The organism is Clostridioides sp. ES-W-0018-02 (assembly GCF_020658175.1).
Classification (GTDB): domain Bacteria; phylum Bacillota; class Clostridia; order Peptostreptococcales; family Peptostreptococcaceae; genus Clostridioides.
In genome coordinates, this window is record NZ_JACVVY010000001.1 from 1227385 (window position 1) to 1247159 (window position 19775).

A 19775-nucleotide genomic window follows, 5' to 3' on the forward strand; every position below is an offset into this window, starting at 1 on the left:
AAATTTAAGTTTTATATAAAATATGGTATATACTAAGTAGTCTAAAACAAATTGTACTTATGTATATACCATATTTATAGCTTGATTTGTATAAAACACTACCCATTACGCTTTAACTTTCGATAATAAATAACTCCTACAACATATAAAACAATCCACAAAACAAATAAATATATGATTATTACCAATGAGTTGTATATATCTAATGCATTTAGTACAGAGAAAACAAAAGCAGATATAGGAATTATTATCATACATACAATGTAAGCATATCTTCCTGCTTTATCTCTATACATAACATTTCTTTCATCATGAAGATTAATGTTTTCTATTTCGAGCTTTTCTTTGTATTCTTCTTTATGCTTATTCCAGTAAAAGTAACGATAAATGGCAGAAATTCCACCAAATCCAAAGCCTCCTGCTAGTCCAGCAAACAAAGAACCTAACTTATCACCATTCATTAAACAAAGAAACAAGAAAATAACACCTAAAACTACAAATACAATTCCTATTCTTAAATTTTTCTTTTCCATGAACTATTTCTCCTTCCATAAAAATATTTCTTCAATCGACATTTCAAAAAAATCAGATATTTGAAATGCAAGTTCTAAAGATGGATTATATTTTCCATTTTCAATAGAACTAATCGTCTGCCTTGAAACCTTAAGAATTTTTGCAAAATCTTCTTGATTAAGACCTTTTTTCTTTCTTAAATCCTCTACACGATTTTTCAAAAAGATTGCCTCCTTTTTGTAAAGTTTCCTTTACATTTATAATATACCACTTGCTTTTATTTTTGTAAAGGAAACTTTACAAAATATATATAAAAATAGACATTTCATTAGAAATGCCTATCATTAAACATATTTAATTTTATAATTGAATTACATCTTGATGTCTATAAACCTTATTTTTTAATCTTTTTTAGTACATCTTTGAAACAACCTACATTTTTTTATTTTTAATAAATAACTCAACTAACTTTTTATAACGACTTTACAAACAAATCCATTCTATTTAATGCCTCAATTACATTTTCTTTTTGAGTTCCTAAATTTATCCTAACATACTTTTCTCCATCTTTTACAAAGTGACTTCCATCTTCTATTAGCACTCCTGTATTGACAGCTAACCTATCTGTAAATTCACTTGCACTTAGTCCTAGATTGCTTATGTCCATCCAAGCCAAATAAGACGATTCCATCTTCATTAGTTTAATCTTCTCATATTTATTTACCCAATTCTCTAAAAGTTCATAATTTGATTTTATATACTCATTTACGTTCCTTAACCACTCTCTACATTCATCATAAGCTGTTATTAATCCTATTATTCCAAATACATTTGGAGAAGTTATAGAATTTTGTTTTAGTTTCTTTCTAAAAGTATCTCTTATATCCTTATTTATGACGATTGAATAAGAGGTCTTTAATCCTCCAAGATTAAACCCTTTATTTGGTGATGTCAATAGGATAATATTTTCTAAAAGTTCTCTTTCAAGCTTAAGAATAGAATTAAATTCGCCATAATGAATATGCTCTGCATGTACTTCATCTGCAACTAAAATAACATTGTTTTCTTTACATATAGTTGCTACTTTCGTCATTTCTTCAATTGACCAAATTCTTCCTGATGGATTATGTGGTGTACAAAACATCATTAACTTAGGTTTATTTTCTTTAATTTGAGATTCTAATCTATCAAAATTTATATAATATCTATCATTTATCACATCTAATGTATTACAAACTACATTTACACCCTGCTTTTTAGCTGATGATTCAAATGGGTCATAAACTGGTGTATTTAATATTATACTATCTCCTTTTTTACAAAAAGCTTGTACTACATAGTGAAGTGTTGACACAGTTCCATAAGTCAATGTAATCCATTCTCTTTCTACATTTACTTTATGCATATCATTTTGCCACCCAATAACTGAATCATAAAATTCATCATAACAGTATGTATATCCAAATACACCTCTTTTTACAGCTTCAATAAATTTACTTTCTATTTCTGTTGGTATTTTAAAATCCATATCAGCAATCCACATTGGTACAAAATCTTCTTTAATATCTCCAAATTTATCTCTTATAATATTTAAATCCCACTTTCTACACTTTTCACTTACTCTATCTGGTCTATCATCAAAATTATACATTTAAATTTACCTCGTCTTTTCTTATTATTATAAAAATACTTAGCTACAATTTATTTTTAATTTACAACTATTAAATCTTTGGTAGATATAGTCAATCTCATACACCCATCTTGAGTTATAAGTACATCATCTTCAATTCTTACTCCTCCAAGTTCTGGCACATATATACCAGGCTCTATAGTTACAACCATGCCTTCTTTTAATACTTCATTTGATTCTGAAGTTAATGCTGGATACTCATGAACCATAATACCTACACCATGACCCAGATTGTGTCCAAAATTATCACCATATCCATATGAACTAATTATATCTCTTGCAACCTTATCTATTTCACCAGCAGTCATGCCTGGCTTTAAAACCTTTATACACTCTTCATTAGCTTTCTTTACTATATTATATATTTTTTCTAGTTCTTTATTTGTAGTTCCCATACAAATAGTTCTAGTAATGTCTGAACAATAATTATTATACTTTGCTCCAAAATCGAATGTAACAAAATCTCCATATTCTATAATTTTTTCACTAGCTTTTCCATGAGGTAAGGCTCCTCTCAAACCAGATGCAACTATAGTGTCGAATGATTCTTTTTGTCCGCCTAATTCTTTTATGAATCTTACAATTTCATTTTCTACTTGTCTTTCAGTCATACCAACTTTTATAAAGTCAATTATATGATAAAACGTAGCATCTACTATTTCACAAGCTTTTTTTATATATTTTATTTCATCTTCATCTTTCTCTTTTCTTAAAGTAGATAAATCAATTGATTTTAAAGTTACATTTAATTTGTTATTCATACTTTTATATGAGTCAAAAGATACTTCACTTCCTTCAAAGCCAATTTCTTTTATATTTTGATTTCTGCAAATATCATTAATTATATCAAAATACGTTCTATTTTTATCCATTAATATAACATCAAATAAATCTGATTTTCTTTTAACTTCTTCAAAGTATCTAAAATCTACTATTATATATTGTTTATCTTTCGTTATAAAAACATAGCCTGATGAACTAAATAGATTTCCAATATAAAACTTATTGGTAGAACTATTAATAAGAATTCCATCTACATTATACTCTTTAAGATACTTTCTTATTTTTTCTATTTTATTCATAATTTTATCTTCACCACCCTTAATTAGTCATATAGGTAAGGCTGGTAATATTGTTTCAATCAATATTACCAGCCAAGGTTATTATAGATAGTAAAATTTATAAATTAATCAATATAATCTACAACAAGTTTACCATCCTTTATTAATTTATTTCTGTAAAATACATTTCCTACAGCTATGAATATAGCACCAACTGCTATACCTATTACATATCCAAATAAGTTATCTACTAGAGGCCATGCCCATATAGCTGACTCTGGGAACCACTGAATTGCCCCTAAAACTATACCTGTAATAGCTCCTATTATACTTCCTACGATATTTAAAGGTATAACAAAACCTGGTCTCTCAAGTGCAAATGGTATTGCTCCCTCTGATATACCCATAAATGATAGGAATATAGAAGTTTTTCCTGCTTGATAGAATTGTCTATCATATACTCTTCTTCCCACTAATCTTTTATCTAATAAAGTTGTAAGTCCTAATCCAATTGGAGGAACAACTATAGCTATTGTTCTTGCTGTTATTGGTAGTACATTTTCTGTAGTCAAACCAAGTGCAACGAATCCTGCTGCTTTATTTATTGGTCCACCTAAGTCAAATGCTGTAGCTGCTGCTAAAGCTGTTGCATATACATATTCTCCCGCTGCTCCTGCTGCTGTTAAGAAGTTTTTCATACTTTCATTAATTAATCCACCAAATGGAGTTATTATAAATATCATCAATACCATACAAGTTAATGATGCTATTAGTGGTATTAAAAATGTTGTTTTAAAAGCTAACCAGTTATGAGAAACTTTTATAGATTTATTTAACCATTTTACAAAATATCCTATTATAAATGCGATTAATATGGCACCTAAGAATCCTGATGCAACTGGTACAACTTCTGTCCATTGTCCATCTACGAATTGTGGTACACCTACAGGTTTATTAGCTATATATCCACCTATAAATCCTGCGATTAGGGCTGTTTTTCCACCTATAGAATTTGCACAGAATGCTGCAAATAGTGGTATTGCAAATCCAAACAGAGTAAATCCGAAGTTTGACATTAATTGTGCCATGTTTAAAAGGCTAAGTTTAAATCCTGTAAATTCACCTGAGTTCATAGCATCAACTATACCTACAGATGGGTCAAGCCCTAATATTGCATATGGTATTAACTGAGATAAAGCTCCTATAAGTCCACCCATTACTAAGACTGGTATCATATATGATATACCTGTCATTATATGTTTACTAATTTCTTTCCATTTTCCATTTCCCTTTGATTGAGTTGGATTAGATGGAGTAGTTTTTCCTGCGTTATTGCCTCCTGTTGTAGAAGCACCTGAACTGTTTATAACTTTTTTCTTGATTGCCATTCTATTTCCTCCACAGTAAATTTATTATATTCCTAAATCCTCTTCTATTTCCTTTATAACACCTTCTGCATTCTTTATAGCCTCTTGTAATTCAACCTCATAAACTTCACAACCATCAAATCTTTCCATACCTTCTGGTGTTATTGCTACTGCATGTATTATCATAGTTGCTCCTAATATGTCTTCTCTTGTTAATTCATTTTGCACACCATCTGCACCTTGAGTTTCAACTTTTGCTTCATAACCTAATGCCTTTGCAGCTTGCTCTATTGCTTCTGCTGCCATAAAAGTGTGAGCTAGTCCCATTGGACAAGCACATAATGCTACTAATTTTTTATTCATTTTAAATTCCTCCTATTTACTTTAATTAATTATTTTTATTTTAACTTTAGTATTTATCTATAAACCTAAAGCTTCATTTATTAAATTAGCGATTTCTTCCACATTATCACTCTTTAAAAGAGAATCTTTAAAATCTTTATTTATTAATTTTCTTGAAAGAGACGATAATAATTTAAGGTGTATGTTTTCTTTACTTTTTCCTGGCATAAGCAAACTTATTGCCAATTTGACATTATCCTCACCTTCATTCCAAACAACATTATCATTAAACTTTAGTACCACTACTGCTGGATTTTCAATTGCATCATTTTTAGTATGAGGTATTGCTATAGATTCTCCCAAATTTGTAGTAAATTGCTCTTCTCTAGCTGCTAAGCCTTCGTATACTAGATTTTCATCTTCTGTTAAATTTAATTCTTTAGCTTTCTTAGCTATAAATTTTAAAACCTCAACCTTAGACTTAGCCTCAGTATTTAAAAATACATATTCTTTGTTAAATATGTTTGTTCCCATTGTTAATTTCCTCCTTAATTACCTATCAGTGCCATTAATTTATTAAAGTCACATATTTTAATAATTCCTCTTACTCCACCTTCATCTTTTATAAAATTGTAAAGGTATTTAAATATTGAAAAATTATGTTTTTCTTTAGTATTAAAAAATACCATAAATACTAGTTGAACTTCTTGCTTATCCCAAATTATTGGATTTTCAAGTATTCCAACTCCGATTATAGATTTTTTATCTCCCTTCACTATTGTGTGAGGTATAGCTACTAGATTTCCTATTTCAGTTGATGAAATATTTTCTCTATCTATTATACTTTTTATTGAGCTTTCTTCTATAAAGTCTCTTTCTTTTAACTTGTTTGAAAGCGAAAGTATAACTTCTTCTTTTGTATTTGCTTTTATACTGAAAAAAGCTCTTTCATCAAACATATTACTTATTATTTTTCTTCTTTCTTCCTTTTCATAAAAGGCTTTGTTTACGTTTTCAATTAGGCTATCATCAAATATATTTTCTATATATAAGACTGGCTTTTCATATCCTTTTAATTCAACTGTTGATACTACCAAATCAACATCTTGACCTATTGCCATATCAAGATATCTAAATGGATAAACACCTACAACATTTAAGTCACTTATATTCTGCTTTAATTTTTCAGAAAGAAGCTGACCTGTGCCTATACCATAATGACAAACTATACAAATTTTCTTACTTGTATTTTTTTTCATTCTTTCATTTGAAGCAGCAAAGTGAATAGCTATATATCCAAGTTCATCTTCATCTAATTTTAAATTAAATTCAGTTTCTAGCTTATTTGATAAAAACACAGCTAAGTTAAAAGCTATTGGAAATTTCTCTTTTATTTGATGAAGCAGAGGATTATTAGATTTTATATTAGCTTTTGCTCTATTTAAAAACCTCTTTATATGGTCAGAAATCGCTATCATAAACTCTTCATCTTTTGTATAGTCACTTCCTGAAATAAGCAGTATATCTTGAAGAGCACTACTTATAACGCTACTTATTCTTTCTTCAATTTCACTTGCATTTTTTATTCCTTGTGCACCTCTATATGCTATTACACCAGAATAATTGGAAATATAAATTACTTCATCTTCAATAAGTTTAAATCCAACTTTATCAGATATTTCTTTCATAAGCTTTTCTATAAAACTGTAATTATGAAATCTATATCCTGTATCTATTAAATTTATATTTTTGCTATGACCTCTCTTACTTCTAAACACAGAAACTATTATTTTTGAAAGTAAAAGATTAAAGTCTTTATCTGAAATTATTGTTTCTTTTTCTCTTAAATGCTTTTCTAAAATACTTTCTATGCAATTTATATCGTTTTCACTGATATCATCCAAAAATACTTTGATTTTACTCTTCTCATCCAACTTTATTGCATAATCAGTAATCAACTGTCTTATATTAATTTCTTCACCATATATATAGCTTCCATAATAAGGTTTAGATTTTATAACTAAGTCATACTTTTCAAGTTTTCTTTTAAGCTTACTAGATAATTTATTTATGGCTGCTATACTTAGATTTAATTCTTCTGCCATTACTTCTATACTCATATAATTTCTGTTAATCAGCATACATATTATATTTGACATCCTTGCTTCTTCAGAATCATCCAAGAAACCATTTATATATTTATTTGCTTCTTTTACAGCTTTTGATATGTTGGTTTTAGAGCCACTTAGCTTATATCCTATACCTCTTGAAGAATCTATTTCTAAATCATACTTACTCAAAATACCATTTAAATCTGCTATATATCTTTTAATAGTTTTAGTAGATACATCTAATTTAATAGCTAGTTCATTTGATGTCATATATCCATCTTTATTGCTTAAACTTTTTACTATTACTGCATGTTTCTTAGTTATCATTGTATCACCTTCTCTTTGATTTCAATTATATATCAAATAAAATTTTAGTTGTATATATAATATGTCTATATAAGGGACATTTTGTATTTATATATTATTGCATAATGTAACTATTGCCTCCGCATAGATACCTATCGCAGTTATAAATCTATCTAAACTGGCAAATTCATTTGCACTATGAACATTTCCAAAACTACCATCAGGAAATTCACACCCAAATATTACTGAATTCTTCATTTCAGCTGCATAGCTTCCTGCACTGGTTACTCTAACAACACTTTTTGAGTCTCCAGAATACTTTACATATATCTCATGTAAACGTCTTACAAGTTTCGAATTCTCATCTATATAATTTGCTTGCTTTAAATTTTCCCCAATAAACTTAAATTTATTAATATTATTTATTTTTATATACAAATCAAATTTTTCTATTATTTCTTCAACTGTCAATACTTCAGGATACCTAACACTTAAAATTACTTCAAGCTTTCCTTCTTTTATATTTATTATTGTTGGAACCATTGAAAGAATTCCACATTTTCCTTCAACATTTAAGCCAAACAGTTTTCCATCTATATTATCTTTATTTATTAGCCTGTACAAATCTTTTGCCCAATCTTCATCAAGATTTTCTGCTAAAATTTTAATTGTATCTAATATGGGATTTATTGCTTTTTCAGGTTTAGATGAGTGTCCACCTTTCCCATTCACAATATACTTACCATCATTAAAACTTATTGAAACATTATTAAAATCAGAATTTATATAATCATTACTTAAATTTTCAATATTTTTGATATACACTTTATCTGGAATTGTATTAAACTCTATTCCACCACTTATATCTAGATATTTATCATCTATATCCAGCATTAGCTTTATTATCGCTCCACCCTTTTCTCCATTTAATACAGGAAATTTAGCATCTGGAGTAAATCCATATACACCATGTGGCTCTTTGCTATAATAGTGCTTTATGCACTTAAATCCACTTTCTTCATTTCCTCCAGCAATTAATCTAACTTTTCTCTTTAAATCTATATTTAGACTTTTTATCATTTTTAATGCCAAAAAATTTGCTATCATAGGGCCCTTATTGTCGGAAACACCTCTAGCAACTAATTTGTCACCCATAATATCTAGCTTAAATGGCTCACTATCCCATCCTTCTCCTGGATTTACAACATCACAATGCCCAAATATGTCTATATAATCTTTACCATCTCCATATTCAATATAAACAGCATGATTATCTATATTTTTAACAGTAAAATTATTTTCTCTACCTAAATTTTCAAACCACTTTAATGCATCATATACACCTTTTCCAAAAGGCATATCTTTAGATACAGTATTTTTATCATAAAAGGAAGGTATACTTACCCATTCCTCCAACAATTTCAAGAATTCTTTTTTATATTTTTGATTTTCTTCTTTAAATCTCTCCATGATTATCACTCCAATTTAAACCTTTATATTATATATCATAGTTTATCTTGTTTCATAAATCCTTATACTTTATGTCATTTCAAGGGACAAAACTTTTTTGCTATTGATTTTATAATCTATTTATATATAATTATTTGTAGGATAAATTTAATATCATAGGAGGAACAAGATTATGGAACCATTATTTTTAAAGCCTATTTTTATGGATAGAATATGGGGTGGTACTGCACTTAAAGATAAATTTAACTATGAGATAAAATCACCTACAACAGGTGAATGTTGGGCTATAAGTTCTCATAAAAATGGAGATTGTCTGATAGAAAATGGAGAATATAAAAATAAAAAGCTATCTGAATTATGGGAGAAAAATAGAGAATTGTTTGGTAATACACCTGGAGATAAATTCCCTTTGCTTACAAAAATACTCGATGCCAATGACAATTTATCGGTTCAAGTTCATCCAAATGATGAATATGCTCAAAAAAACGAAAATGGAGAATTGGGTAAAACAGAATGCTGGTATGTAATAGACTGTTCTGATGATGCAGAAATTATAATAGGTCACAATGCAAAATCTCGTGAAGAATTTATAGAAATGATAAATAATAACGAATGGGACAAACTGCTTAGAAAAGTTAATATAAAAAAAGGTGACTTTTTCTATGTTCCAAGCGGAACTATACATGCTATATGTAAGGGAACATTAATTTTAGAAACTCAACAAAACTCAGATACTACTTATAGAGTTTATGATTATGATAGAACTGATAACTTAGGAAATAAACGTGAACTTCATGTTCAAAAATCAATAGAAGTTACAAATGTTCCTCATACAGATTTTGATACTGATTATAAAATTGTATCAACACCAAACTTTAAATGTACAACATTTGTATCAAATGAATTTTTTAGTGTCTATAAATTAGATATTTTTGGAAAATGTGATTTTACTCACAATACACCTTTTTCTTTGTACAGTATCCTAGATGGAGTTGGTAAATTGATACACAATTCTATAGAGTATGATTTAAAGAAAGGTATGCATTTTATATTACCAAATAACTTTGGAAGTTTTGGATTTGAAGGTAATCTAGAAATCATATGTTCTCACATATAGATACAAAATACAATTAACATCAAAAAAAGCTAGACTATCATAAAAACTTATTTTTATGATAGCCTAGCTTTTTATAATGTACTCTATTAAATATAGAATATTTTATTTTACTTTTACAATTTAATAACTTTCTAATAATATATATCAGAAAATTCTATTTTTATTTTTTCTTGAAGATTGTATATTCTCTTATCTTCTGTATAATACTCATTACTAAAGCTTTTCATTGGCAGTGAGATTAAAAATTCTGTACCCTTATTAACTTCACTTATTACTTCTATATCTCCACCATGAAGACTTACTAGGTTCTTAACTATAGCAAGTCCTATTCCACTTCCTTCAGTATTTCTAGATAAAGTCTTGTCAACTTGTGAAAACTCTTCAAAAATCAACTCCAATTTATCTTGAGGTATACCAACACCAGTGTCTTTAACACTTATTATTACTTTATCAATTTTATAGTAGATGTTTACATATATCCATCCTCCATTATCAGTAAATTTAATACAGTTTGATAATAGATTTAGTATAATTCTCTCAATTTCAGCCTTGTCTACATAGACATTGATTTCTTCAAGCTCTGTATCAAATAGAATTCTTATATCTTTTCTGCTTGCATACTCTTCTATATTCATAAACAAATCTTCTATTACAGATACAATATTGTATTTTGCAAGTTTAAGTGTGTAAAATCCTGACTCCATCTTTGTCAAATCTATAATATTATTTATCAATCTTTGAAGTCTATAGGAACTTTGTCTAACTAAATCAACATGAGATTTAATATTATTATTATAGTCTTTTATTTTTTCACTTCTATAGAAAGAATCTACCAATTGATTTGAACTTGATATAACATTTAATGGTGTTTTTAACTCATGAGACATATTTGCAAAAAACTCAGTTTTTATTTTATCTGTTTTAAATCTTTCAAGTAATTCTTTTTCAGCTTGTTCAGAGTATTTTTTATGTGCTAAATCTTTTATAATAAGCATTATATATCTAGTGTTATATATCGAAAAAGGCAAGGCGCTTAATTCTACTTCTACTATATCATCATAATTATTTATTAATTCATATTCTAGTAAAAGTATACTCTTATTTTCATTTAAAACTTTAGTCATATTTTCAGTAAATTTCATTTTTTCTTCAGTATTTGCATTCATTAATATCTTAATATTAGAATCTTTTACATCATCTATACTTGTAAAAGATAGCATATCCAAAAATGATTTATTTGCATAATTTACACTTAAGTCTTCTCTTAACAAGCATATACCATCAGGTAGTATATCTATAAATCTTGAATAAGAGGATTGACTTTCTTCAAGTTTTATTTGAGATATCTTTCGAGAAGTTGTATCACGTATTACAATAATAGTTTTATAAGTTCCTTCATTATTATAATGAGAAAAACTCATCTCTACATATTTTACTTCACCCTCTATTACATACCTTTTTTCTATATTTTCTTCACTTTTACATATTGAGGAAAAATCGATGTTTTCTAATGTCTCTTTAAATATTTGTCTACATGCATTATTTACATATATTTTATTACTACCTTCAAGTACTACTATACCATCTCCAACACTTTCCAAAAAGTCTTCACTTCTCTTATTTGCTTCAATAACTTTTCGTTCGTATTCCTTTTTCTTAGTTTTGTCCTTTAATACACATAAGACTCCTTCTATTTGTGTAGCTATAATTAAAGGAGCAAATATAGCTTGGTAAACCTTATTGTCACTTGTATCAATAAATTTTTCTATATTTTTTTTATTGATAAATACATAATTAATGCTTTCTATTAAATCACTAAAATTTTTAACTTTATAGCTTAATTTATCTTGTTCTTTATAATCTCCAAAAATATTTCTAAAACTTTTATTTGCATATGTAATTTCTCCATCCTTACTAAACACAACTATACTATTTACAGCAACATCTAAAGTAGATTGTAGTCGTAATTCTCTTTTTATAAGTATTTCTTTAAGTTCTTCTATTTTTTCTGTTTCATATATTAATTTTTTATTTTTTTCTTTCAAACTTTCCGTTTTTATTGTTAATTCTTCATTTGTATCATGTAGTTCCAATGCTGTTTTCTTAATATTCTTAGATACTATATAATTATATAAATAATATAATGCTACATTTATTGTTATTTGTGATAACATACCTTCTATATGTATATTACCAATTACTATATGTAGTAAATTTGGAGCTCTTGATAAGATTGTTATTATTATTATTCTATTAAAAAACTTTTTCTCACTATATTCCCATTTATTTGCGTTTGAACTTGAGTTTAGTTCAATTCCACTCATAATAGAGACAATTATCATAAATATAGATGTAACAACCCCTAAAGTATAGTGTAATGTCCCTCTATCTAAAGAGTTACAAATTTCAGATATTATGAATAAAGATGATATTGTTAAAACTACAGTTACTACAAATAAAATTATGCTCGAATGAATTTGTTTATTATCCTTAACAAATTTAAAACTTAAATACACACCTAATATAGGAAATAAATCTGTCATTGCTGATATTGTAATGTTAATTCCAATTACAGCTTCTGCTCTAGTACCTAAACAATTAAATAAATATATACACTCCAATACTCCAGTTGCTGCAAATACTAATCCTAAAAATGTAGAAAATGAATCTACTTTAAATTTTGTAGTATTAAATATAATCATTCCTGTAGCTATTAAGAATGTAGCATATACAGCATGCAGTAAAATTTCATATTTATTTGTATCTTTTATAATAAATAACAAAAGCACTGAGCCCATTATTATAAATAAAAGGCTCATGTCTTCTCTTTCTTTTATATCTGGTTTCACAGCAGGTATTATATTCTTCAATACTTTACACTTCCTCTTAATTAATATTTTATACTAATTAATTTATACGATACTCGACATTATAATTCCTTCTTTATACCTCAAAGCAAAAACAGACATTTTCCGCTAAAACAAAATTCTTTTGTTTTCTACTCTTTTAGTTATTTTGTTTCTATCAAAGTTTTCTAATATAATCATACAGTTTTTTCTACTAGAATCTATCAAATCTCTGTATTCTCCTAATGTTATTTCCTTATTTTCTTTTATATAATTTATTAAAGTATTCTTTGCATCTTCATAAATATCTTTATCCATTATATACAAATCATCCAATTTTTCTACCTTGTTACCTATCATTGACTCTAATACTTCAGCATAGTTATGATTTCCTTCAGAAACTTCATCTATTGTCAATATTGAAGAAACTCCACATGATTTTAGCTTTTTTTCTATTTTTTTTGCTATTTCTCTTTGTTTGTCATTTAAGATAACTTCAAAATCAAATAATGATATTATATTATTTTCTATTTTTATAATATTTTCTGTAGATAATTTTTCTAATAAGATATCCATTTCTCTAGTCTTAAAATTACTTTCTACCTTAGACCTTACTTCTTCTTTTAACATACCTTTTCTCAATCTATACTTCTTATGGTACTCACTTAAAAGATTTATTGTACTTTCCTTCAGTTTATTGTATTGATTTATATGCATGTACATGTTTCCAATAAGCAATACTTTATTTTCTGATATAAGTATCTCAATAGCTTTTTTTACATGCTCTTCATGAGCACCACTATAACTCATTATTTCTTTTAGATTTGGATAATTTTTTAGATTTCTCTTTAAGTATTCTTCTATTATATCTTTAAGTTCACCTTTTTCTTTTATTTTTAATCCCTCTATAACTTTTTCATCAAATCTCTTATGCTTTTTAGGAGATGGGTCAATTATCACACCTCCACCTATAGTTTCCATTGGAGAATAACGTCTGACAACAAAAGTATCACCCTTCTTAGATACTATACTTTCTTCAAGTCTTAATTGAACATATCCATTCTCTCCGTTTTCAATTAAATCTTTATCTAGTGGAACTGCTCTACAAAGTATTTCTCTAGTCCCATGATACAATCTCAATCTATCCCAATGCTTTATCCCTTTTTCTAGATGATTTACCAATGATAATTTCACATCTAACATCATTGATTCTTCTAATGAATTTGGAGCAGCCAAAACATCTCCTCTTTTTATATCATCTACCTTTACATTTGATATGTTGATTGCTGTTCTTTGTCCTGCATAAGCTGTATCTTTACTTTCCCCATGAACTTGTATACTTCTTATCTTTGTTTTTAATACTTGTGGATATATAACCAAGTCATCCTCTATACTTATCTTTCCTTCTATTAATGTACCTGTTATTACAGTACCAAATCCCTTTATAGAAAATACTCTATCTATATTAAGTCTTGCTGGAGAATTTTCGTTTTTATCTTCTATTGCCTCACTCATCTTATCTATTTTTTCAATAAGAGTATTTATTCCTTTTTTAGATACAGAATCAACTTCAATTATTTCTGCACTTTCAAGAAAAGTACCTTTTATTTTTTCACAAACATCCTCTTTTACTAGTTCTCTAAATTCTTCGTCTACAGTATCAGATTTAGTCAAAACTACTATTCCATTTTTTATATTTAAAAAACTTAAGATGTCTAAATGCTCAACTGTCTGTGGCATAACACCCTCATCTGCTGCTACAACAAGTAAAACTATATCAAGTCCTGATGCTCCAGCTAGCATGTTTTTTATAAATTTTTCATGTCCTGGTACATCTACGATACCAGCCCTTCTATTGTTTGGTAAATCAAAATAAGTAAACCCTAAATTTATTGATATACCTCTCTTTTTTTCTTCATCCAAGGTATCAGTTTCTCTTCCAGTCAATGCTTTTATAAGAGTTGTTTTTCCATGGTCTATATGACCTGCTGTTCCAATTACTACGTTTTTCATTTTTTGCCCCCTATCAAAGCTTCTATGCTTTTAATTTTCAATTAAAATTAATAGTATTACTATATCAAATTTAGTTAATTAAAGGCTTTTCTTAATTCCTCAACTACTACATCAAATTCATCATCAAATATAGTTCTTACATCTAAAACATATTTATTATCATATACTCTAGCTATTATATGAGCTTCACTGAGTCTTAATTTTTTTTCTAAAGATGATACATTCATATGCTCAGGAGTTATTGTTATTACCTTTGTGGCTATTGTTTCAAGAGGCATAGACCCTCCTCCTACCTGAGAGAATCCATCTTCTATGTTTATCTTAGCATTTAGATTTAAGGCAGTTATTTTTTCAAATAATTTATTTGCCTTTGCTTCTAATTCTCCAATGCTATATGTCAACATTTTTAAAGTAGGTATGTTTTCTACAGCCTTTGTTTCATCTAGGTACATCCTTAAAGTTGCTTCAAGTGAACATATTGTAAGCTTATCGACTCTAAGAGCTCTAGTAAGTTGATTTTTCTTCATTTTTTCTATATACTCTTTTTTCCCAACTATAATACCTGCTTGTGGCCCACCAAGCATTTTATCTCCACTAAAAGTAACTACATCCGCACCTTGTCTTATAGAATCTAATACAGTTGGTTCATAAGATAATCCATATTTTGATAAATCTATAAATACTCCACTTCCTAGGTCTTCTATTACAGGTAACTTATATTTTTTACCCAAATTAACTAGTTCTTCGATAGATACACTCTCTGTAAATCCCATAATTCTATAGTTACTTGTATGAACTTTCATCAATACATTAGTTTCTTCTGTAATAGCTTCTTTATAATCTTTTAAGTGTGTCTTATTAGTTGAGCCTATTTCCACTAATTCTGCACCACTAAGAGCCATTATACTTGGAATTCGGAAAGAACCTCCTACTTCCACTAACTCTCCACGTGATACAATTGCTTCTCCTCCTTTTGCCATTGTACTAAGTACAAGAAGCACTGCTGCTGCATTATTATTTACAACTAGTACATCTTCTGCACCAGTAAGTCTTTTTATTGTATTAGTTAAATGAGAATATCTTGAGCCTCTTTCTCCATTATCCAAATCATATTCCAAGTTTGAATATCTTGAAGCAGCACACCATAATTCATCTTTTATATCTTCACTAAGTAAAGACCTCCCCAAATTTGTATGAATAACTGTACCAGTTGCATTTATAACTTTTTTTAATGATAATGAGTAATTTAATTTAACTCTCTCTATTGAAGATTCTATTATCTCATCAAATTCTATTGTTACAGAATTAGATGCATCCTCTTTTAATCTTAAAATAAATTGTCTCTTAAAATCTATCACTTCTCTTACAGATTCTAAAACTAAACTTCTAGGATATTCCTCTATTATTTCTACTATTCTATTATCACTTAATACTTCATCAACTGAAGGTAACATTGCAAATAATTCTCTTTTGCTCAAAATAATCACTCTTTCTCTACATATAATATTTTATAAAACTTTAATATATTTTTCCCCTTTTTTCACTACAGAACCTATGATTTTTGCTTCTATTGCTCCATTTAACTTCATATCTCTTACAAGTTCTTCTGCTAATTCTTCTTTTACAGAAATCAATAACCCTCCAGAAGTTTGTGGGTCATATAAAATATCTTGAACTGCAACTTCTACATCTCCTACAATTTCTACATCTTTTGATACATAATGCATGTTTTTATACATCCCAGCAGGTATGATTCCCATTTCTGCCATTTCTACAGCACCCTCGATAATTGGAACATGCTTTGAATCAATTTCAATACTCACTTCAGAAGCTTTAGCCATTTCTAAAGCATGCCCAAGTAAACCAAATCCAGTGATATCTGTAACTGAATTTACATCAATTTTATCAAAACTCATTGCTGCATATTTATTTAAATGTATCATTATTTCTACTACTTTGTCACATACATGTTGTTCTACCATACCTTCTTTCATGGCTGTATTTAATACACCCACACCAATTGGCTTTGTTATAACTAACTTGTCGCCAGGCTTTGCAGTAGCATTTGATAAAACTTTATTTGGATTTACAATTCCAGAAACTGAAAGACCATATTTAGGTTCTTGGTCATCTACAGTATGCCCTCCGACTAATAGTGCACCACTTTCTTTTACTTTATCAAATCCACCTTTTAATATTTCTGCAAGTACATCCATATCATGACATGATGGAAAACAAACAATATTCATTGCAACTAAAGGCTTTCCTCCCATAGCATATACATCTGATAGTGAATTTGATGCAGCAATTTGACCAAATACAAATGGGTCATCTACCATTGGTGTAAAGAAATCCAGTGTTTGAATAAGTGCCATATCATCATTTAACTTATACACAGCAGCATCATCTGCTGTATCTAATCCTACTAATAAATTTTCTATATTATCATTTTTAGGCAGTTGAGATAAAACTGATGCCAGAACCTCTGGCCCTATTTTAGCTGCTCATCCACCTGCTGTTGTCATCTCTGTAAGTTTTTTTTGTTCCTTCTTCATAAAAGTACCTCCTTTACTAAATTTCCGCATATACACACATATACATACATATTTATAATACCATATCTATAAGTGAGTTTTGTATTATATTTTTAGTCTATACAAATTAAATCTTTTAGATTTTCGTATTTTTTATCTCCTATCCCATTCACATTTTTTATATCTTCAATTGAATCAAATTGTCCATTTTCTTCTCTATGTTGTAAAATTTTATTAGCTGTAGCTTCTCCAACTCCAGGTAAAGCATCCAGTTCTTCTAATTTTGCTGTATTTATATTTATTTTTGATTTATCAGATAGATTTTTATTATTTTTACTTTCAGATTCATTTTTAGGTTCATTTTCTAGACTTGGCTTATTAGAATCGCTGTTGCTTGTAACAGATATTGTTTCTCCTATTTTAGGTATTATGTAATGTTGTTCATCTTCTAACTTTAGTGATAAATTAATTCCATTTAAATCAGCTTCTTTTGTTGTTCCACCTAATAATTCTACAGCATCATAAAGTCTCTTATCTGATTCTATAGTTACAATCCCTGGTCTATTCACTGCTCCACTTATGTATATAGTTATTTTATTAATTTGAATATTTTTATCTATTTTCCCCTCATATTTATTATGCTTATTTACTTCATTTTTAACTATTTTGTCTACCTTATCTGTTTTTTTATTATGTGAATTATTTTTACTTACAACATAAATATCTTCTTTGAAGACATCTAACCGATTAATGATTATTGCTGACAATGTTAAAAAACATACCATAGAAAACAAAATAATTTTTACCTTTTTTTTCATATATTAATCACTCCTTCATTTTAATTATTGACAAAAATATGCTATACTAAAAGATGAATTTAAATTTTGGAGGCTCACAATGAAAAGAAATTTATCACTTTTATTAATCTGTTTCTTGATATTTGCTTCATTTTTAGGAAGTTCTAATATATCTTTTGCAGATGATGAACCAGCTATAGTTGCCAAACATGCCGTTTTAATGGACTATGAAACTGGAAAAATATTGTATAATAAATCTGGAGATTCTAAGCTTTATCCAGCTTCAACAACTAAGGCATGGACAGCTTGTTTAGTTCTGAAAAAGGTTAAGAATTTAAATCAAGTAATAGAAATTAAAAACCTACCTCAGATAGAGGGTTCTAGTATGTACTTGAAAGAAGGCGAAGCTTTCACTGTAAGACAATTATTAAACGCTCTTTTGATTCATTCTTCTAATGATGCTGCCTTTGTATTAGCTAGATATGTTGGTGAAGGAGATGTACAAAAATTTGTTGACCTTATGAATTCTGAGGCAAAAGATATTGGAGCTACTGGCACTCATTTTAACAATCCTCATGGATTACCAGACCCAAATCATTACACTACAGCTCATGATATGGCTCTTATGGCCAGAGAAGCTATGAATAATGATGTTTTTAGACAGATTGTAAAAACTAAGTCACTTAAGTTTGATGCTACAAAAGCATACCCTTATGAAAGATATTTTGTAAATACTAATAAATTTTTAACATCACATGATAAGATTACATATAAAGGTCAATCTATAGATATAAAATACGATATAGTTGATGGTATAAAAACAGGATATACTGATGCTGCTGGTAAATGTCTTTTATCTAGTGCAGTAAAAGATGGAAGAAGAGTCATTGCTGCTGTATTTAATTCAACTAATTACGATTTATATTTAGATTCACGCATCTTAATTGATTATGGATTTGATAACTTTAAATGCGCTACTATTGTTGATAAAGAAAAATATACTGATACTAAAAAAGTATTATTTACAAAACAACATGAATTAATTTATGAACCAAAATATAGTTATAAGATAACTTTAGGACAAAATGAGTCTCAAGGTGACTACAATACTAAAACTGAACTAGATAAAATTGATTTACCTGTAAAAAAAGGTACTAAGGTTGGTACTTTAAATATATATAATAGTGGTAAGCTAGAAAAGAGTATAGATTTAGTTGCAAAAAATAACCTTGATAGTAGTCTTCCATTTATAACTGAAAATAAAACTTTGATGCTTTCTATTAAAATTATTATGGCTATTTTAGTACTTCTAGTTATATTTATAATAGCTTCAAATATTAAAAAGAATAATAAAAGAAAGTCTAGAGGAAAAAGAAATATGAGAAAATAGCAATACCACTTATTTATAACACCCTTATCTGCTATAATTATAATGTTTTTTTAAAGAACAATTATCACATAGAAAAGGAGTTCTTAGGAATCCCTTTTCTTTTTTATACAAAAAAGGAGATACCCAAATTTTTATTTTGAGACCTCCCATATAATTACAATTAATCATAATCTTAAGCAAATCTAATTTTTAAATTTTTCTTTTTATAAAATATCATT

At 27.9% G+C, this 19775-nt stretch carries 16 protein-coding genes; 2 read left to right on the plus strand and 14 right to left on the minus strand.

Going from position 1 to position 19775, the window contains the following annotated elements; genetic code table 11:
* Positions 1–98 precede the first annotated feature (98 nt).
* The 9 genes from IC219_RS05440 to IC219_RS05480 form a co-directional block, all read right to left on the minus strand.
* Positions 99–533, minus strand: a complete 435-nt coding sequence (locus tag IC219_RS05440) for a tellurium resistance protein TerC (protein WP_227432551.1) — start codon at positions 531–533, stop codon at positions 99–101.
* A gap of 3 nt (positions 534–536) precedes the next feature.
* A complete protein-coding gene (locus IC219_RS05445) occupies positions 537–734 on the minus strand; it encodes a helix-turn-helix transcriptional regulator (RefSeq protein WP_227432550.1) in 198 nt (65 codons plus the stop codon).
* A gap of 251 nt (positions 735–985) precedes the next feature.
* Complete coding sequence (locus tag IC219_RS05450; RefSeq protein ID WP_227432549.1) at positions 986–2164, minus strand: MalY/PatB family protein; 1179 nt, start codon at positions 2162–2164, stop codon at positions 986–988.
* Positions 2165–2220: 56 nt separating this feature from the next.
* Entirely contained in the window at positions 2221–3285 is a 1065-nt protein-coding gene (locus tag IC219_RS05455; protein WP_227432548.1) for an aminopeptidase P family protein, read from the minus strand.
* Between the two features lie 104 nt (positions 3286–3389).
* Complete coding sequence (locus tag IC219_RS05460) at positions 3390–4652, minus strand: PTS fructose transporter subunit IIC (RefSeq protein WP_227432547.1); 1263 nt, start codon at positions 4650–4652, stop codon at positions 3390–3392.
* Between the two features lie 24 nt (positions 4653–4676).
* A complete protein-coding gene (locus tag IC219_RS05465) occupies positions 4677–4994 on the minus strand; it encodes a PTS fructose transporter subunit IIB (protein ID WP_227432546.1) in 318 nt (105 codons plus the stop codon).
* A 57-nt stretch (positions 4995–5051) separates the two neighbouring features.
* The gene (locus tag IC219_RS05470) at positions 5052–5507 is read right to left on the minus strand and encodes a PTS sugar transporter subunit IIA (RefSeq protein WP_227482860.1); all 456 of its coding nucleotides are present in this window, start codon (positions 5505–5507) and stop codon (positions 5052–5054) included.
* Between the two features lie 14 nt (positions 5508–5521).
* Positions 5522–7411, minus strand: a complete 1890-nt coding sequence (locus IC219_RS05475) for a BglG family transcription antiterminator (protein WP_227432544.1) — start codon at positions 7409–7411, stop codon at positions 5522–5524.
* Positions 7412–7498: 87 nt separating this feature from the next.
* A complete protein-coding gene (locus IC219_RS05480; protein ID WP_227432543.1) occupies positions 7499–8860 on the minus strand; it encodes a Sapep family Mn(2+)-dependent dipeptidase in 1362 nt (453 codons plus the stop codon).
* 172 nt (positions 8861–9032) lie between these two features.
* On the opposite strand from IC219_RS05480, the gene manA reads away from it, so the two are divergent.
* Positions 9033–9977: a mannose-6-phosphate isomerase, class I gene (gene manA / locus IC219_RS05485; RefSeq protein ID WP_227482861.1), complete on the plus strand. Its 945-nt coding sequence runs from the start codon at positions 9033–9035 to the stop codon at positions 9975–9977.
* A gap of 131 nt (positions 9978–10108) precedes the next feature.
* Here manA and IC219_RS05490 read toward each other — a convergent pair whose 3' ends face one another.
* The 5 genes from IC219_RS05490 to IC219_RS05510 form a co-directional block, all read right to left on the minus strand.
* Positions 10109–12847, minus strand: a complete 2739-nt coding sequence (locus IC219_RS05490) for a PAS domain-containing sensor histidine kinase (RefSeq protein ID WP_227432541.1) — start codon at positions 12845–12847, stop codon at positions 10109–10111.
* 105 nt (positions 12848–12952) lie between these two features.
* Positions 12953–14836 (minus strand): selenocysteine-specific translation elongation factor, encoded by a 1884-nt coding sequence (selB, locus tag IC219_RS05495; RefSeq protein WP_227432540.1) that lies wholly within the window; start codon positions 14834–14836, stop codon positions 12953–12955.
* Positions 14837–14910: 74 nt separating this feature from the next.
* Positions 14911–16290: an L-seryl-tRNA(Sec) selenium transferase gene (gene selA, locus IC219_RS05500; protein ID WP_227830809.1), complete on the minus strand. Its 1380-nt coding sequence runs from the start codon at positions 16288–16290 to the stop codon at positions 14911–14913.
* A 54-nt stretch (positions 16291–16344) separates the two neighbouring features.
* Entirely contained in the window at positions 16345–17391 is a 1047-nt protein-coding gene (gene selD / locus IC219_RS05505; RefSeq protein ID WP_227432539.1) for a selenide, water dikinase SelD, read from the minus strand.
* Positions 17392–17483: 92 nt separating this feature from the next.
* A complete protein-coding gene (locus tag IC219_RS05510) occupies positions 17484–18188 on the minus strand; it encodes a DUF655 domain-containing protein (RefSeq protein ID WP_227432538.1) in 705 nt (234 codons plus the stop codon).
* A gap of 79 nt (positions 18189–18267) precedes the next feature.
* Here IC219_RS05510 and IC219_RS05515 point away from each other — a divergent pair, with 79 nt between their 5' ends.
* Positions 18268–19557 carry a D-alanyl-D-alanine carboxypeptidase family protein gene (locus IC219_RS05515; protein WP_227432537.1) on the plus strand — a complete coding sequence of 430 codons (1290 nt, stop codon included), beginning with the start codon at positions 18268–18270 and terminating at the stop codon, positions 19555–19557.
* The last annotated feature ends 218 nt before the right edge of the window (positions 19558–19775 follow it).

Excerpts from the sequence above, each read along its gene's own strand:
- selA (WP_227830809.1), bottom strand. The coding sequence starts at position 16,290 with ATGTTACCTTCAGTTGATGAAGTATTAAGTGATAATAGAATAGTAGAA.
- IC219_RS05475 (WP_227432544.1), bottom strand. The coding sequence starts at position 7,411 with ATGATAACTAAGAAACATGCAGTAATAGTAAAAAGTTTAAGCAATAAA.
- IC219_RS05440 (WP_227432551.1), bottom strand. The coding sequence starts at position 533 with ATGGAAAAGAAAAATTTAAGAATAGGAATTGTATTTGTAGTTTTAGGT.
- IC219_RS05480 (WP_227432543.1), bottom strand. The coding sequence starts at position 8,860 with ATGGAGAGATTTAAAGAAGAAAATCAAAAATATAAAAAAGAATTCTTG.
- IC219_RS05510 (WP_227432538.1), bottom strand. The coding sequence starts at position 18,188 with ATGAAAAAAAAGGTAAAAATTATTTTGTTTTCTATGGTATGTTTTTTA.
- IC219_RS05465 (WP_227432546.1), bottom strand. The coding sequence starts at position 4,994 with ATGAATAAAAAATTAGTAGCATTATGTGCTTGTCCAATGGGACTAGCT.
- selB (WP_227432540.1), bottom strand. The coding sequence starts at position 14,836 with ATGAAAAACGTAGTAATTGGAACAGCAGGTCATATAGACCATGGAAAA.
- IC219_RS05515 (WP_227432537.1), top strand. The coding sequence starts at position 18,268 with ATGAAAAGAAATTTATCACTTTTATTAATCTGTTTCTTGATATTTGCT.
- manA (WP_227482861.1), top strand. The coding sequence starts at position 9,033 with ATGGAACCATTATTTTTAAAGCCTATTTTTATGGATAGAATATGGGGT.
- IC219_RS05455 (WP_227432548.1), bottom strand. The coding sequence starts at position 3,285 with ATGAATAAAATAGAAAAAATAAGAAAGTATCTTAAAGAGTATAATGTA.
- IC219_RS05470 (WP_227482860.1), bottom strand. The coding sequence starts at position 5,507 with ATGGGAACAAACATATTTAACAAAGAATATGTATTTTTAAATACTGAG.
- IC219_RS05450 (WP_227432549.1), bottom strand. The coding sequence starts at position 2,164 with ATGTATAATTTTGATGATAGACCAGATAGAGTAAGTGAAAAGTGTAGA.
- IC219_RS05460 (WP_227432547.1), bottom strand. The coding sequence starts at position 4,652 with ATGGCAATCAAGAAAAAAGTTATAAACAGTTCAGGTGCTTCTACAACA.